Origin of the sequence: Bradyrhizobium sp. ERR14 (genome assembly GCF_014198235.1) — a bacterium.
In the GTDB taxonomy this organism is placed as follows: Bacteria; Pseudomonadota; Alphaproteobacteria; order Rhizobiales; family Xanthobacteraceae; genus Bradyrhizobium.
Map to the genome: position 1 here is coordinate 21,358 of NZ_JACIHD010000008.1, position 14,977 is coordinate 36,334.

12 protein-coding genes and 1 pseudogene are annotated in these 14,977 nt (G+C 65.2%); 3 read left to right on the plus strand and 10 right to left on the minus strand.

Going from position 1 to position 14,977, the window contains the following annotated elements; all coding sequences use genetic code 11:
- Positions 1-110: 110 nt before the first annotated feature.
- Positions 111-800, plus strand: coding sequence for a hypothetical protein (locus GGD62_RS22465; RefSeq protein ID WP_183710287.1), 690 nt, complete (start codon positions 111-113; stop codon positions 798-800).
- Positions 801-810: 10 nt separating this feature from the next.
- Here the strand turns inward: GGD62_RS22465 and GGD62_RS22470 are convergent, their stop codons facing one another.
- From GGD62_RS22470 to GGD62_RS22510, 9 genes are all read right to left on the minus strand, one after another.
- Positions 811-1,200: a hypothetical protein gene (locus GGD62_RS22470; protein WP_183710289.1), complete on the minus strand. Its 390-nt coding sequence runs from the start codon at positions 1,198-1,200 to the stop codon at positions 811-813.
- 193 nt (positions 1,201-1,393) lie between these two features.
- Positions 1,394-1,849 carry a MarR family winged helix-turn-helix transcriptional regulator gene (locus GGD62_RS22475; protein ID WP_018320975.1) on the minus strand — a complete coding sequence of 152 codons (456 nt, stop codon included), beginning with the start codon at positions 1,847-1,849 and terminating at the stop codon, positions 1,394-1,396.
- Between the two features lie 14 nt (positions 1,850-1,863).
- Positions 1,864-2,568, minus strand: coding sequence for an ABC transporter ATP-binding protein (locus GGD62_RS22480; protein ID WP_018320974.1), 705 nt, complete (start codon positions 2,566-2,568; stop codon positions 1,864-1,866).
- Complete coding sequence (locus GGD62_RS22485) at positions 2,565-3,356, minus strand: ABC transporter ATP-binding protein (RefSeq protein ID WP_183710291.1); 792 nt, start codon at positions 3,354-3,356, stop codon at positions 2,565-2,567. The genes GGD62_RS22480 and GGD62_RS22485 overlap by 4 nt, the downstream gene beginning before the upstream one ends.
- Complete coding sequence (locus tag GGD62_RS22490) at positions 3,353-5,242, minus strand: ABC transporter permease (RefSeq protein WP_183710503.1); 1,890 nt, start codon at positions 5,240-5,242, stop codon at positions 3,353-3,355. Before GGD62_RS22490 ends, GGD62_RS22485 begins: the two co-directional genes overlap by 4 nt.
- Before the next feature lie 202 nt (positions 5,243-5,444).
- A complete protein-coding gene (locus GGD62_RS22495) occupies positions 5,445-6,647 on the minus strand; it encodes an ABC transporter substrate-binding protein (RefSeq protein ID WP_018320971.1) in 1,203 nt (400 codons plus the stop codon).
- A 77-nt stretch (positions 6,648-6,724) separates the two neighbouring features.
- On the minus strand, positions 6,725-7,309 hold the full coding sequence (locus GGD62_RS22500; RefSeq protein ID WP_179730938.1) for an amino acid synthesis family protein: 585 nt from the start codon (positions 7,307-7,309) through the stop codon (positions 6,725-6,727).
- A 15-nt stretch (positions 7,310-7,324) separates the two neighbouring features.
- Positions 7,325-8,221, minus strand: a complete 897-nt coding sequence (locus GGD62_RS22505) for a UPF0280 family protein (RefSeq protein WP_183710293.1) — start codon at positions 8,219-8,221, stop codon at positions 7,325-7,327.
- Positions 8,218-9,675 carry a hypothetical protein gene (locus tag GGD62_RS22510; RefSeq protein ID WP_018320968.1) on the minus strand — a complete coding sequence of 486 codons (1,458 nt, stop codon included), beginning with the start codon at positions 9,673-9,675 and terminating at the stop codon, positions 8,218-8,220. The genes GGD62_RS22505 and GGD62_RS22510 overlap by 4 nt, the downstream gene beginning before the upstream one ends.
- 251 nt (positions 9,676-9,926) lie before the next feature.
- On the opposite strand from GGD62_RS22510, the pseudogene GGD62_RS22515 reads away from it, so the two are divergent.
- Both GGD62_RS22515 and GGD62_RS22520 read left to right on the plus strand, forming a co-directional pair.
- Positions 9,927-10,408: pseudogene (locus GGD62_RS22515) on the plus strand ((2Fe-2S)-binding protein).
- Positions 10,408-13,929 carry a molybdopterin cofactor-binding domain-containing protein gene (locus GGD62_RS22520; protein ID WP_183710295.1) on the plus strand — a complete coding sequence of 1,174 codons (3,522 nt, stop codon included), beginning with the start codon at positions 10,408-10,410 and terminating at the stop codon, positions 13,927-13,929. Before GGD62_RS22515 ends, GGD62_RS22520 begins: the two are co-directional and overlap by 1 nt.
- On the opposite strand, the gene GGD62_RS22525 is transcribed toward GGD62_RS22520, so the two are convergent.
- Positions 13,926-14,894 (minus strand): catechol 2,3-dioxygenase, encoded by a 969-nt coding sequence (locus tag GGD62_RS22525; RefSeq protein ID WP_183710297.1) that lies wholly within the window; start codon positions 14,892-14,894, stop codon positions 13,926-13,928. The genes GGD62_RS22520 and GGD62_RS22525 overlap by 4 nt on opposite strands.
- Positions 14,895-14,977: the final 83 nt, after the last annotated feature.

The window sequence follows — 14,977 nt, forward strand, 5'->3', positions numbered from 1 at the left end:
ACACCGCTCGGCCTCGCCCCTCGATGGCGTTGAACAAGTCTGCGACCTGCTGCGTCTAACGCAGGCAGCCCCCGGCGGCGGCATTTCATTGCTGGACCATCGAGGCAAACATGAAGAACTCATCGCGAATAGCCGTCGGCGTTGCTGGCGCGGTGGCGGGCTATGTCGCGATCTTTGTGTTGTTTTCCCTGTTCGATTTCGGCAACCGCGCGGACCCGATCACCTCGGGTCTGTTGGGACTGTTCGTTTACTCCCCCATCGGCGCGATCGCCGGCGCGGTGGTTGCCAACTGGCTGGTGAGGCGTTCAGGCCAGGACGCGGGCAATGGCAGCATCGCGCGCAACAGCCTGAAGTCTCTCGGCGTCGTCGTCCTGCTCTGCGTCGCCGGGATCGGCATCTACATCGCCTACGCCTATGCGACTGCGACGCCATGGCTCAACCGGAACGGCGGCAATCCCCTGCTCGTATTTGAGGTCCGTTTTCCGGCCGGGGTCGCGGTGCCGGCATCGGCCCAGGGCATCACCATCGAATTGCAGACCGACCTCAACACGATGCCGGGCGAAGTGACCCCGGCCGCCTTCTATCGTGACGGCGACCAGCCCGTCATCGCAGGCGAAGTCGAGCTCGCGTTTCGAACCTCGCACCGGCAGCTCGCTGTCAATATCGAGGGCCAACCGAGCCGAATCTATCCGATCGACTTGACGGCCCGGGCGCCGCATACGCCGGAGTTCGGGACCTGGCGGCGGCTCGCCGACGGCAGCGAAATCCGCTACCGCGCCAAATGGCCGGGCAAGACGTAAGCATTCGAGATCAGCGCTTCTTCGCGATCTCACAACGCACATAGGTCTGGCGTTTGGCCTGCCCGACCGGTCCGTTGTCCATCACCAGCTTGCCGTCCACAGCGATGGAGACCAGGGGATTGGAGCGAAACTTCTCGCCCTCGCCTTCGCAGGCGAGCTTCATTTTCCAGCCGAGCTTTCCGTCGGCGGTGATCTCGCTGGCGCGGCAGCGCGTCTCGTACCAGTAGAGGCGATTGCCGCCTTCGATGCTCATGCGGTTGGGGCTGTCGTCATCGCGGCAGTCTTTTTTGGTGGACGCCCAGAAGCCCTCGTAGGGCTGCGCGGCAAAGGCAGGCGCGCAACTGCCCGCCAGCACCGCACCGAGAGTGAGGAGCATCGTAAACTTCGCCGCGACTCTCATGACTAATACCTCGACAAGTCCCTCATCGAGGTTAGTCGCCCGTCCCCGCACCTTGTTCAACTGCCGTAGGGTGGGCAAAGCGACTTGTCCGCCATAGCTCGAAGAGCGACGGCGGAAGCGTGCCCACCATTGAGAAGCGGTGGGCACGGCGCTTCGCGCCTTTGCCCACCCTACGAGACCTTCTACGGCACCCTCACCGCAGCTTGTTCAACAGCGCCATCAGCATCTCGCGCTCTTTCGTGTCGAGCGGCGCCAGCGTCTCGCGGGTGATGGCGAGCGCGTTCGGCGCGACCTTCTCCGAAAGCTGCTGACCGGCGCGCGTCAGGCTGACCAGCAGCCGCCGACCGTCCTCGGGATCCTGGCTGGTCTCGGTCAGGCCACGCGCCGTGAGCCGATCGATCACGCCCTTGATCGTCGCAACGTCCATCGCGGTCAGCCGGCCGAGCTGGTTCTGCGAGCACGGCCCGGTCTCGGCGAGCTTCGACAATGCCGCCCACTGCGTCGGCGTCAGATTGGTGCCGATATCGCGGGAGAAGATCGAGCTGTGGCGCTGCCAGACCTGGCGCAGGATGAAACCGACCTGCTCGTCGAGCACGTAAGGCGGTTTTGCCGGTTTGACGCCCTTCTTCACCGCGACACTTCTCGCCATCCGTCCCCCGCCTCTCACAACGACAGATGCGCGTCGCGGATATCCGGACGCGCGTCGAGCTCGGCCATGGTGCCGCCGAAGCAGATGCGGCCGCGCTCGATGATGTAGGCGCGATCGGAAATCAACCGCGCGAAATGCAGATTCTGCTCGGAGACGACGATGCTGACGCCCTCCTTCTTCATGGTCAGGATGGCATCGACCATCTGCTCCACGATCTTCGGCGACAGGCCCTCCGAGGGCTCGTCCAGCAGCACCAGCGACGGATTGCCCATCAGCGTGCGCGCAATCGTCAGCATCTGCTGCTCGCCGCCGCTCATGCGGCCGCCGGGACGGTTCTTCATCTCGCCGAGATTTGGAAACAGCGCGAACAGCTTTTCGCGCGTCCAATGCGGCGCGTTCGGACGCTTGGGCTGCTTGCCCACTTCGAGATTTTCTTCGACGGTCAGGTCGGTGAATATCCGGCGCTCCTCCGGCACATAGCCGAGCCCCTCGCGCACGATCTCGTGGGTCGGCTTGGCCGAGACGTCCTTGCCCTCGAACATGATGCGGCCGGTTCGTTGCGCGACCAGGCCGACGATCGAGCGGAACGTCGTCGACTTGCCGGCACCGTTGCGCCCGAGCAGCGCTACCACCTCGCCCTCGCCGACCTCGAAGCCGATGTCGAACAGGATATGCGCCGGGCCATAATGGCTGTTGAGGCCCTCGACGGTGAGCTTCATATTGATGCTCCCTCGCGATGGCGGGCATCGTAAACCAGGCCCTCGCCGAGATAGACCGCCTGCACCTGCGGATTGCCGCGCACCTCGGCTGGCGTGCCCTCGGCGATCAACGTCCCTCGATTCAACACGATGATGCGGTCGGCGTGCTCGAACACCACGTCCATGTCGTGCTCGGTGAAGAGCACGCCGATCGATTTCTCCCGCGCAATGCTCGCGGTCAGCCGCATCAGGTCGACCCGTTCGCGTGGCGCCATGCCGGCGGTCGGCTCGTCCATCAACAGCAGCTTGGGCTGGTTGGCGAGCGCCACCGCAAGCTCGAGCCGCTTGAGGTCGCCATAGGCAAGCTCACCGCAGGGCCGATCGGCATAGCCGCCCATGCCGACCAGCTCGAGCAGACGGCCGGCCTCGCCGCGGTCGAACTTCGGCGCCGAGCCGAACAGATTGAACAGCTGCTTCCCGTGCGAGATCAGCGCGACCTGCACATTCTCGCGCACGGTCATGGTGGCGAAGGTTGCGGTGATCTGGAAGGTGCGCCCGACGCCGAGCCGCCAGACCTCCCGCGGCTTCCTGCCCGTGATCTCTTCACCGAGCAGGCGAACATGGCCGGTATCGGGCTTGTTCTGGCCGTTGAGCATGTCGAAGCAGGTGCTTTTTCCCGCGCCGTTCGGCCCGATCAGCGCCAGAATCTCGCCGGCGCGCAGCGAGAACGACACGCCGCGCACGGCGTGGATGCCGCCATACGATTTGGTCAAGCCTTCAACGGCGAGAAGTGGAGGTGCAACACTCATTCGGCAGACTCGATCGGCTTGGCAAGCAAGGGAGACCCCGGCGGCGATGCCTTCCTGCGGCGCTGCGCCAGCATCTCCAGCATGCCCACAATGCCCTTGGGGAAGACGACGACGATCAACATGATGAAGCCGCCGAGCACGAGCTTCGACAAATCGGTCTGGCTGACCAGCCAGATGTTCAAGGCCTTGTAGACGATGGCGCCGATCACCGCGCCGGACACCGTCTCGACACCGCCGAGCAGCACCATCACCAGCGCATCGACCGAGAGCGAAATGCCGAGATTGTCTGGGAAGACACTGCCCTTGAGGTAGGCAAACAGCGCGCCGCCGATGCCGGCGGTCGTCCCTGCGATCACGAAGGCCGTCCACTGGATGCGCTTGGCATTGATGCCGATCGCCTCGGTGCGCAGCAAAGAGTCGCGCGTCGCCCTTAGCGCGTAGCCGAATGGCGAGAACACCATCGCCCGCAGCGCGATGGTCACCAGCGTAGCAACGCCGAGCGCCAACCAGTAGAAGTGCGACGGGCTCGCCGCCCATTTTTCCGGCCAGACGCCCAAGATGCCGTTGTCGCCGCCGGTGACGCTCACCCATTGGAACGCGATCGACCAGACGATCTGCGCGAAGGCGAGCGTCAGCATGGCGAAGTAGACGCCGGAGAGCTGCACGGCGAAGAAGCCGAACACGGCGGCGCCCGTGCAGCCGAGCAACGGCCCGAGCAGCAGGCACACGATCATCGGCAGCCCCGCCATCTTGGCGAGGAAAGCGACGCCATAGGCGCCGAGGCCAAAATAAGCGGCATGGCCGAAAGACGCGAGGCCGCCGACCGACATCAGGAAGTGCAAGGAGACGGCGAAGATGACGAAGATCGCGATCTCCGAGCCGACGGTCAGTGCATAATTGCCGGCGAACAGCGGCAGCGTCGCCGCGATCACGAGCGCCGCAAGCGCCGCAAGCCGCTCGTTCGACGTCAATGGCCGCCACGGATTGACGGTGAGCCCCGGCGTCTTGCGTGCCGGCGCCTCCGGTTTGCCGAATAGGCCCCACGGTCGCACGATCAGCACCACCGCCATCACCAGGAAGACCAGGATGATGGAAATCTTGGGGAAGATCAGGATGCCGAAGGCGTTGAGCTCGGAGACCAGCACCGCCGCGACGAACGCGCCGACGATGCTGCCGAGGCCGCCGATCACGACCACGACGAAGACTTCGACGATGATGCGCAGATCCATCGCGTGGTGCACGGCATCGCGCGGGATCTGAAGCGCGCCGCCCAGCGCGGCGAGGAAGACGCCGACCGCGAACACGGACGTGAACAGCCATTTTTGATTGACGCCGAGCGCTGCGACCATGTCGCGGTCTTGCGTCGCCGCGCGCACCAGGACGCCCCAGCGCGTGCGCTGGAACAGCAGCCAGAGGATGCCGAGCACGACGGGCCCGAGCACTATCAGGAACAGGTCGTAGCTTGGGATGTTCTGGCCGAAGAAATCGATGGCCCCCTTGAAGCCGGGCGCACGACGGCCGACGAGATCGTCAGGCCCCCAGATCAGCACCACGAGATCCTCGACCATCAAGGTCAGGCCAAAGGTTGCGAGCAGCTGGAACAGTTCAGGCGCATGGTAGATGCGCCGGAGCAGCACCATCTCGACCAGGACACCGATCAGCGCCACCGCAATCGCCGCGAGCACGATACTGCCCCAGAAGCCGAAGGCACCCGACAGGCGCTCGGTGAGCGTGAAGGCGATGTAAGCGCCGATCATGTAGAAGGCGCCATGCGCGAAATTCACGATCCGCGTCACGCCGAAGATGATCGACAGGCCCGAGGCCACCAGGAACAGCGACGCCGCGCTGGCGAGACCGGTCAGAAACTGTACGACGTAAAAGGCCATCGGCGGTCCGGGTTGGTGTTGCATGCCGCGGCACGCGGGTCTTGGTTCACCTCTCCCCGCTTGCGGGGAGAGGTCGAATTTGCGCGATGCGCAAATTCGGGTGAGGGGGAGTCTCCGCAGGGGCTCGCTGTCACCTCGCTCGCGGAGGCTCCCCCTCACTCCGACCCTCTCCCCGCAAGCGGGGCGAGGGAGAAGGAAGACATCAATCCTTCGGACGCAGCTTCTCGACTTCGGCATCGCTGGGCAGATAGTCCGCGCCCTTCTTGTAAGCCGAATCCACCATCACCCCCTTGCCGTCCTTCAGCGCGGTCTTGCCGACGAAAGCACCGAGCGTCGACTGATGGTCGATCTTGCGGAAGGTGATCTCGCCGAATGGCGAGGGCATCGACAGTCCCTCCGCGGCAGCGATCAGCTTCTCCGGATCGGTCGAGCCCGCCTTCGCCAGGATCGCGGCGGCCGCCTTGATGGTCTGGTAGCCGACGATCGAGCCGAGGCGCGGATAGTCGTTGTACTTGGCCTGGTACGCCTTCAGGAACGCGTCATGCTCGGGCGTCTTGATCGAGTACCAGGGGTACCCGGTGACGATCCAGCCCTCGGGCGTCTCATCCTTGAGCGGATCAAGATACTCCGGCTCGCCGGTCAGGAAGGAGACGACCTCGCGCCCCTTGAACAGGCCGCGGGTGTTGCCTTCGCGCACGAGCTTGACGAGGTCGGCGCCGAAGGTGACGTTGAGGATCGCTTCGGGATTGGCGGCAGCAACGGCCTGCACCACGGGGCCCGCGTCGATCTTACCCTGCGGCGGCCACTGCTCGTCGACCCACTGGATGTCAGGGCGCTTCTCCGACATCAGCTTCTTGAACACGGCAACGGCGGACTGGCCGTACTCATAGTTTGGCGCGATCGTCGCCCAGCGCTTGGCCGGCAGCTTTGCGGCTGCTTCCACCAGCATCGCCGCCTGCATGTAGTTGGAGGGACGCAGGCGGAAGGTGTACTTGTTGCCCTTGGACCAGGTCACGGCATCCGTCAGCGGCTCGGCCGCGAGGAAGAACACCTTCTTCTGGTTGGCGAAGTCACTGACGGCAAGGCCGATGTTCGACAGGAACGTACCCGTCAGCATCGCGACACCCTCGCTCGACACCAACTCGTTCGCCGCGGTCTGCGCGTCCGCCGGCTTGCCGCCGTCGTCCTTGGAGATCACAACGAGCTTCTTGCCATTGATGCCGCCGGCCGCGTTGATCTCTTCGACCGCGAGCTGCCAGCCCTTGCGGTAGGGCTCGGTGAACGCCGGCAGCAGCGAATAGCTGTTGATCTCGCCGATCTTGATGTCCTGCGCCAGGGCCGAATGAGCCATGCCGCCCGCCAGAAGCGCGAAGGCCGCGCCGACGAAGTAATTTCTTGCTCGCATCCCAACCTCCAGTTTTGAACTTTACGTCTTCTGCGTGATCTCATCCGAGAGGCTGTGCCCGCCTCCCGCTTCGAGCCCTATCTCAGACCGTCCTCGCCCTTCACTTCCGCAACCGTGAGCCCGCCGACGCGCGGTAGCGGACGGCCGCTGTCGGTGACGGCGACCGCGACCATGATCTCGTTGGCACGCGGCGCGTCGTTGATCTGCACTTCCATGCCGTCGAAATGGCTGCGCACGAAGGCTGCGTCCTTGTGCCCCAGCGGGATGTCGAGCGTCGTACCCGGCCCGCTGCGCTTCTTCGACGACGGGATCAGAGCCGCGCCCTTGCCCAGCACCTTGCGCACCGGCGCGCCCAACTTGGGGTGGAGGATCGCGGCGGCATGCTCCAGCTCACCGTTCTCGCCGACGGCGGCGGCCTTGCCATAGCTTTGCGCCTTCGCACCATCGATGCCGAGCGCCGCCACGGCGCGCTTCGACAACAGCTCGCCCAGCTCCTCGCCGATTGCGATCAGCGGCGAGAGATCCTCGACATACTGTCCGGCAAAGGGATTTTCGATGACTGCGATCGCCGCGGCACGCCGGGTCGGCGGCGAGACCTGGCGGCCCATCTCCATCTGCGTCTCTTCGACGACGGTGACGATCTTGCGGATGATCGCGCTCATGTTTCGCTTCCCCGTTCAGGCACAGACCGCGTTCTCCAGCACAAGCGGGCGCGTTCGTTGCTCTTCTATATCCTTAGGTTCGATGACAAGCATATCACCACAAAGCCGCACCACGGCACCCTCGATCAATCCGCGATCGAACAATTGGCGTGCACATTCCGCGCCAGATTCGAGCGCGACGGCGATCTCGTCCTGCGACAACGCGCCGACGTCGCGCGTCACGAGACGCTCGCCGAGATCGCTGTCGGGCTGCAGCTCGCTTGCAGGCGTCCGGATAATGGAGGGATGCCCGGGCAGATCGACAGCGTTGCCGATGATCGTGGCAGCCGCATCGGCCTGCGACGCCGTTGCCGCCAGCACCGTCACGGCATCGGCAATGCCGAGCGAAAAGCTGCGGCCGTGCCGGCCGCTTGTCGCGATACCCCGCACGGGGTCATCCGCGTCAACCCTCATCGTCCGCATCACGCCGGCGCGATCGGGCCGGTCCATCAGGCCGACCGAAAAATGCTCGCCCTTGCCGAGATGAAGCGCGATATCGCCGCCATTGTTGACATAGGCCTGATCCAGCGTCGCAGCGCCCAGCATGGCGCCCAGGATCTCCTCCGCCACGCTACCGGCAACAGCCGCCATCGGCGTGATGAAGCAATCGGAGGCATAGGGTGCGACAGCGGCATGCATCCGGCGGGCCACCACGCCCTTCAGCGAAGTCCGATTCCCGGCGGCCGTGCGCAGCTCCGGCAATTCGGCGCAGAGCTCGTCGAGCAGTCCGGTGAAGCGGCCCACAGCCGCCTCATAGGCTGCACGCACATCGTCCGTGCGCCCCCTCGCCTCAACGACCAGATCAATCGGTCCATCCTGCAAATGCAGCCGCCGGCCATCAGACAGCAATGCAATTTGCGGGAGCCGCGTCATGCCCGAGGCCCCGGGATCGGGTTCTGCCAGGGCAGCTGGCGGACATCGTCGCCGTTCTGGACCTCGGAGAGCGGCTTCACGTAATCCATGTGCCCGCCGAGCGCGGCATAGTCGGACAGCTTCATCGTGAACTCGATCGGCGCAACCAGCGCCGGCGTCGGCACGTAGCCGAACGCGCCCGCCGGCATCTGCGTCACGTCGACCATGTAGGTGATGCCGCCCCCCGGCCAGACATAGACCGGTGCACCGCCGCTGGTGACGCGCGTCAGCGCGTCCTTCACCGAGCGCGTCAGCCGCACCGGATTGTCGGTGACACCGGCACGCAGCGAGCCGCCGGCACCGGCCATGAACAGCACCGTGCACAGCGCCGGCTCGCAATTCTCCTGGATGCGCTCGACCGAGAATTTCAGATCATCCGGCATCTCGGTCTCGACCGGCTTCAGGGCCTCGTCAAGCACGTAGTAAGACGAATGCTCGCCGGTCGTGGAGACCATCAGCATCGAGAGACCCGGTTTTGCCTCCTTGGCATCGAACGGCCCGAGGATGGCGAGCGGATCGGAGATGTTGGTGCCACCCCACCCCGTGCCGGGATCTGCGACCTGGAAATAGCGGCCGGGCGTCGAGCGGCGGCCCTTCATCTTGATGCCGGTGTCGGCGATGTCGAGCAGCTTGCCGGCCTGATGCTCCGAGAGCACGCCGGTGATGTGGTCGTCGACCACGACGACTTCGTCGACCTTGCCGTGCCATTGCTTGGCGAACATGCCGATCGTCGCCGAGCCGCAGCCGACGCGCATGCGCTCTTCTTTCATGCCGTTGACGATCGGCGGTTGGCCGGCCTGGACGACGACGCTCGCGCCGCCGTCGATGGTCAGCTCGACCGCCTTGCAATTGGCGAGATCCATCAACGTGTCGCAGGTGACGCGGCCCTCCTTCTTGGAGCCGCCGGTGAGATGATGCACGCCGCCCAGCGACAGCATCTGCGAGCCGTATTCGCTCGTGGTGACATGGCCGACCGCCTCGCCCTGCGCGCGCACGGTCGCGGTCTCCGGCCCCAGATAGCGGTCGGTGTCGATCTTCACCTTGATGCCGCAATAGGAGAAGATGCCCTCGGTGACGACAGTCACCATGTCGACGCCGTCGACCTCCGCGGAGACGATGAACGGCGCCGGCTTGTAATCGGGGTAGGTCGTGCCCGCACCGATCGCAGTCACAAAGGTCGAAGGTTCGTGGACGATCTTGCCGTCCCAGTCTTCGGTGCGGCTGAACGGGACCAGCTTGCCGCCATGCGAGACCGTGCGCTCCAGGATCACATGCGGATCGACGCGGACGAGCTTGCCGTCGTGGTTGGCGTAGCGATCGCAGGCGCCCGCCGCGCCCGGCTTGATGTAGCACATCACCGGACAAGCATCGCAGCGGATCTTGTCGATAGCAGCGCTCGTCGTTTCCATCACCATGTCAGAGCCAGCGAGACCGCGGTTATCATTCGTATACGAACGATGGTGCGCGCGCCCCGGATGGCTGTCAAGCGGCGGTGCAGCGCAAAAGATGCGGCTGCTGCATAAAACCTCATTTGCCTATCCGCTCTGTCCACAAAGAAGGCAGTCGCGCTGCAGTGCGGCATGCATGGCTTGCACGTTTGTGTACAAACGGTATCGTCGCGACGTAGATTTTCGCCATGACTTTGGCCGAGCGCTTGGAAACGAGGATGACGCAGACACCGATCCGCCTCACCGTGAACGGGGGGATCCACGAGGTCGCTGCAGCGCCGGAGACGCCGCTGCTCTACGTGCTGCGCAACGATCTCGCGCTCAACGGCCCGAAATATGGATGCGGCCTCGGCGAATGCGGCACCTGCACTGTCCTGATCGACGGGACGGCGGCCCGCTCCTGCGTGATTCCCGTCGGTGGCTGCGCCGGCCGCGACATCGTGACGCTCGAAGGGCTGGCACGCGCGACAAGCCTGACCTCGTGCAGCAGGCCTTCATCGACGAGCAGGCCGCGCAATGCGGCTATTGCCTCAACGGCATGATCATGACCACCAAGGCGCTGCTCGCGATCAACCCGCGGCCGACCGAGCAGGAAGCGCTGGCGGCGCTGCGCTACAATCTCTGCCGCTGCGGCACGCATGTCGAAATCCTGCGTGCCGTGATGCGCGCTTCAGGCCAGCTCACCGAGGCCGTTGATTGATGGCCTCCCCTGCCCCTGATGGAGCTGAGCGCCAATCCGGTTCGCTCGTCGTCGTCCGCACCGTGGATGAACTCACGTCCGAGTCTTTCATCCGCATCACCGCGGATGGATCGGTCAGCGCGTATAACGGCCATGTCGATCTCGGCACCGGCATCCGCACCGCGCTCGGCCAGATCGTCGCCGAAGAGCTGGAAGTGTCCTTTGCGCGCGTCGTCGTGGTGCTCGGCGACACTGCGGTGGTGCCGAACCAGGGCGCGACGATCGCAAGCGAGACCATCCAGATCACGGCTGTTCCCCTACGCAAGGCCGCGGCGCAAGCCCGTCACTTCCTGATCGCGCGCGCGGCCGAGCGGCTGGAGCTGCCGGCGGCGGGCCTCAGAATCGAGGATGGCCTGGTGCGCGGACATGACAACCGCAGCGTCAGCTACGGCGAATTGATCGGCGACGAGACGATCCGCCTGGAGTTGGCCGACGACGTCACCGTCAAAGCGGTTGGCGATTATGCCATCGTCGGTCAGTCGACGCCGCGCGTCGACCTGCCCGCCAAGGCCACGGGCGAATTGACCTTCGTGCACGATATCCGCGTCCCCGGCATGCTGCACGGCCGCGTGGTGCGACCGCCCTATGCCGGTGTCGATGCCGGGCCGTTCGTCGGCACCAGCCTGATCGCGGTCGATGAAGCGTCAGTACGCGACATTCCTGGCCTCGTGGCTGTGGTGCGCATCGGCGACTTCGTCGGAATCGTCGCCGAACGTGAGGAAAATGCGATCCGCGCGGCGGAGCAGCTCAAGGTGAGCTGGAAGCCGACGCCTACCCTCACCGATCTCGCCGACGTCGAGACCGCGCTGCGCGCCAATCCATCGACACCGCGCACGCTGATCGACAAGGGCGACGTCGATGCGGCGATATCAGGCGCGGCCAAGCCGATGCAGCGCACTTACGTGTGGCCGTATCAGATGCACGCCTCGATCGGCCCGTCCTGTGCGGTTGCCGACTTCCAGGACGGCAACATCCGGGTCTGGTCCGGCACGCAAAATCCGCACGTGCTGCGCAGCGACCTCGCATTGTTGGTCGAGCGTCCCGAGAGCGAGGTCGAGGTGATCCGGCTGGAAGCCGCCGGCTGCTACGGGCGCAATTGCGCTGACGATGTCACCGCGGATGCACTACTGCTGTCGCGCGCCGTCGGCCGGCCCGTCCGCGTGCAGCTGACACGCGAGCAGGAGCACGCCTGGGAGCCCAAGGGCACCGCGCAGCTCATCGACGTCAATGGCGGCCTGGATGCGAACGGCGGTATCGCAGCGTATGATCTCGCCACGCGTTATCCCTCGAACGCTGCGCCGACGCTGGCGCTGCTGCTCACCGGTCGCATTCCATCCGAGCCTGCCGTGCTGCAGATGGGCGACCGCACGGCGATCCCGCCCTACGATTATGACCACATGCGCGTCGTCGCCCATGACATGCCGCCGATCGTGCGCGCATCCTGGTTCCGCGGCGTCTCGGCGCTGCCGAACACGTTTGCCCACGAATCCTACATCGACGAAGCCGCAGCCGAGGCCGGCGTCGATCCGATCGAATACCGCCTGCGCTACCTCAAGGACCAGCGCGCCGTCGATCTCGTCAATGCCGTGGCCGAACGCGCGGGCTGGGCGCCGCGACCGGTGCGCGAAGAGAAGGACGGCGAGATCGTGCACGGCCGCGGCTTTGCCTATGCGCTCTACGTCCACAGCAAGTTTCCCGGCTACGGCGCGGCGTGGTCGGCGTGGATCGCCGACGTCGCAGTGAACAAATCGACCGGCGATGTCAGCGTGACGCGCGTGGTTGCGGGACAGGATTCCGGCTTGATGATCAATCCGGACGGCGTCCGCCACCAGATCCACGGCAACGTCATCCAGTCCACCAGCCGCGCGCTGATGGAAGAAGTCTCGTTCGAGCGCGGCGCGGTCGCGGCACGGGAATGGGGCGCCTATCCGATCATCCCGTTCCCCGACGTACCCAAGATCGACGTGCTGATGCTGCCGCGTCAGGACCAGCCGCCGCTCGGCGTCGGCGAATCCGCCTCGGTCCCGAGCGCGGCAGCGATAGCGAACGCGATCTTCGATGCCACTGGCGTGCGCTTTCGCGAGCCGCCCTTTACGCCCGAACGCATCCTGCGGGGATTGCACGGTGAAACTTCGCCCGTGCCGCAGGCCCTGCCCGCGCCCGCCGCGCCGCCGCCGTCGCGCATCTGGGAGAATCCGTTCGCCAAACGCGCCGGCATCTTGGCTGCGATTGCTGCCGTCTGCACCGCCGCGATCGGCATCGGCGCGGCGCTTCTGCCGGGGCGCGCGATTGCGCCAATCGCGCGGCCCGACGCATCGGTCTATTCCGCCGCGACGATCGCACGGGGAGAGCAGCTTGCTGCGCTCGGCAATTGCGCGGAGTGCCACACCAATATCGGCGGCGTACTCAATGCCGGCGGCCGCGCATTGGAGACGCCATTCGGCACGATCTATTCAACCAACATCACGCCCGATGTCGAGACCGGCATCGGCGCATGGTCCTATCCCGCCTTCGAGCGCGCAATGCGCGACGGCTTGCATCGCGACGGGCGGCAGCTCTATCCCGCATTTCCCTACACACACTTCTCCAAGACAAGCGAAGCCGACCTTCAGGCGCTCTATGCCTATCTGATGGCGCAGCCTGCAGTGCGCGCGACGGCGCCGGCGAACACGCTCGCCTTCCCGTTCAACCTGCGCCCGCTGCTCGCGGGTTGGAATGCGCTCTTCCACCAGGCAAAGGAATTCAAGCCCGACCCCACCAAGTCCGAGGCCTGGAATCGCGGCGCCTATCTTGTCGAGGGCCTCGGCCATTGCAGCGGCTGCCACTCGCCGCGCAATGCGCTCGGCGCCGAGCAGCGCAATGCCTATCTCGCCGGTGGCTTTGCGGAGGGCTGGGAGGCGCCGCCGCTGACCTCGCTGTCGCATGCGCCGATCCCATGGAGCGAGGATGAGCTGTTCGCCTATTTGCGCACCGGCCATTCACGCTATCACGGCGTCGCCGCCGGCCCGATGGCACCTGTTGTCAGGGATCTCAAGGCCCTGCCCGACCAGGACATCCGCGCGATGGCGGTCTATCTCAATTCGTTCAACGACGCAGCCGGCGATGCGCTCGCTCGCGCGGCGAGGCTTGAAAGCGCGACCCAAGTCACCGTCGCCTCGTCCACCGGCGCGCGGCTCTATCAGGGAGCCTGCGCCGTCTGCCACGAGGTCGGCGGCCTGCCGTTGTTCGGCAGCCGGCCCTCGCTCGCGCTCAACAGCAATCTGCACAGCGCCACATCGGACAATCTCGTGCAGGTGATCCTCCACGGCATCGCCGAGCCCGTGTCGAGCGACCTCGGCTACATGCCGGCGTTCCGGAACAGCATGAGCGACGCACAGGTGGAGGAGCTCGTCAACTTCCTGCGCCAGCAATTCGCGCCGGGCAAGCCGGCATGGTCAGGCGTCCGCGAGACGATCGCGCGGGTGCGCAATTCAATCCACTAACCGTGCTTCTTCGCCTCCACCGGCGGCGTGCCGTGGGTGTGGAAGGACTCGATCGTCTTCAGCCCCCACGCCTGGCCCTTCTTGCGCTCCTCCTCGGTCCACACGATCGGCTTCCAGTCCGGCGCGAGGATCAGGCGTGCGCCGGCATTGGCGACTTCGACGCGGTTGCCGCCGGGCTCGTAGACGTAGAGGAAGAAGGTCTGCTGGATCGCGTGCTTGTGCGGGCCGGTCTCGATGTGGATGCCGTTCTCCAGGAAGATGTCGGCAGCACGCAGAATCTCCTCGCGGCTGTCGAGCGCGTAGGTGACGTGGTGGAAGCGGCCCGGCACGCCTGAATGGTCGAGCGAATAGGCGAAGTCGTAGCTCTTGTTCGACATCGTCAGCCACATCGCAGCTTCACGGCCGTCATTGAGCACGATCTGCTCGGTGAGGCGGCAGCCGAGGTAATTCTCGAAGAACTCGCGGTTGGCCTTGATGTCGACGGCGAGGCAGTTGAGATGATCGAGCCGGCGGACATTGACGCCGCGCGCGGGAAAGCGCTGCGCCTGGTTCTTCAGTGCGGGCATCAGCTCGGGCGGCGCCTGATACCATTCGGTCTCGTAATAGAGCTCGACGATGTGACCATCAGGATCGCGGCAGCGGAAGGTCGGCCCCTGCCCCATGTCGCCGTCGATCCAGCCGATGTCGAAACCGGAACCCTTGAGCGCGGCGACGCGGCGCTCCAGCGCCTGTTGGCTGCGCGCGCGCAGTGCCATGTGTTCCATGCCCGACGTCTTCGATGCCGTCAGCTTGAGCGAATAGCGTTCGTAATCGTCCCAGCCGCGCAAGTAGACCGACTCACCCTTCTGGCCGCTGACAGTCATGCCCATGACGTCGACGAAGAATTTCAGGCTCTCATCGGGCTTGGGCGTCAGCAGCTCCATATGGCCGAGATGAGCGAGATCGAGGATCGATTCGGGTTGCATGCTTTCCTCCGGGGCACAGCTGGCGATCCGCCGACCGGATCGCGTCATCGGACGCAAGCTGCAAACCGCTCACGCCTCCAAGG

What these genes read in the sequence shown, in the direction of transcription:
- GGD62_RS22475 (WP_018320975.1), bottom strand. Translation starts at nt 1,849, where the DNA reads ATGGCGAGAAGTGTCGCGGTGAAGAAGGGCGTCAAACCGGCAAAACCG.
- GGD62_RS22490 (WP_183710503.1), bottom strand. Translation starts at nt 5,242, where the DNA reads ATGGCCTTTTACGTCGTACAGTTTCTGACCGGTCTCGCCAGCGCGGCG.
- GGD62_RS22485 (WP_183710291.1), bottom strand. Translation starts at nt 3,356, where the DNA reads ATGAGTGTTGCACCTCCACTTCTCGCCGTTGAAGGCTTGACCAAATCG.
- GGD62_RS22500 (WP_179730938.1), bottom strand. Translation starts at nt 7,309, where the DNA reads ATGAGCGCGATCATCCGCAAGATCGTCACCGTCGTCGAAGAGACGCAG.
- GGD62_RS22465 (WP_183710287.1), top strand. Translation starts at nt 111, where the DNA reads ATGAAGAACTCATCGCGAATAGCCGTCGGCGTTGCTGGCGCGGTGGCG.
- GGD62_RS22505 (WP_183710293.1), bottom strand. Translation starts at nt 8,221, where the DNA reads ATGACGCGGCTCCCGCAAATTGCATTGCTGTCTGATGGCCGGCGGCTG.
- GGD62_RS22495 (WP_018320971.1), bottom strand. Translation starts at nt 6,647, where the DNA reads ATGCGAGCAAGAAATTACTTCGTCGGCGCGGCCTTCGCGCTTCTGGCG.
- GGD62_RS22470 (WP_183710289.1), bottom strand. Translation starts at nt 1,200, where the DNA reads ATGAGAGTCGCGGCGAAGTTTACGATGCTCCTCACTCTCGGTGCGGTG.
- GGD62_RS22480 (WP_018320974.1), bottom strand. Translation starts at nt 2,568, where the DNA reads ATGAAGCTCACCGTCGAGGGCCTCAACAGCCATTATGGCCCGGCGCAT.
- GGD62_RS22520 (WP_183710295.1), top strand. Translation starts at nt 10,408, where the DNA reads ATGGCCTCCCCTGCCCCTGATGGAGCTGAGCGCCAATCCGGTTCGCTC.
- GGD62_RS22510 (WP_018320968.1), bottom strand. Translation starts at nt 9,675, where the DNA reads ATGGTGATGGAAACGACGAGCGCTGCTATCGACAAGATCCGCTGCGAT.
- GGD62_RS22525 (WP_183710297.1), bottom strand. Translation starts at nt 14,894, where the DNA reads ATGCAACCCGAATCGATCCTCGATCTCGCTCATCTCGGCCATATGGAG.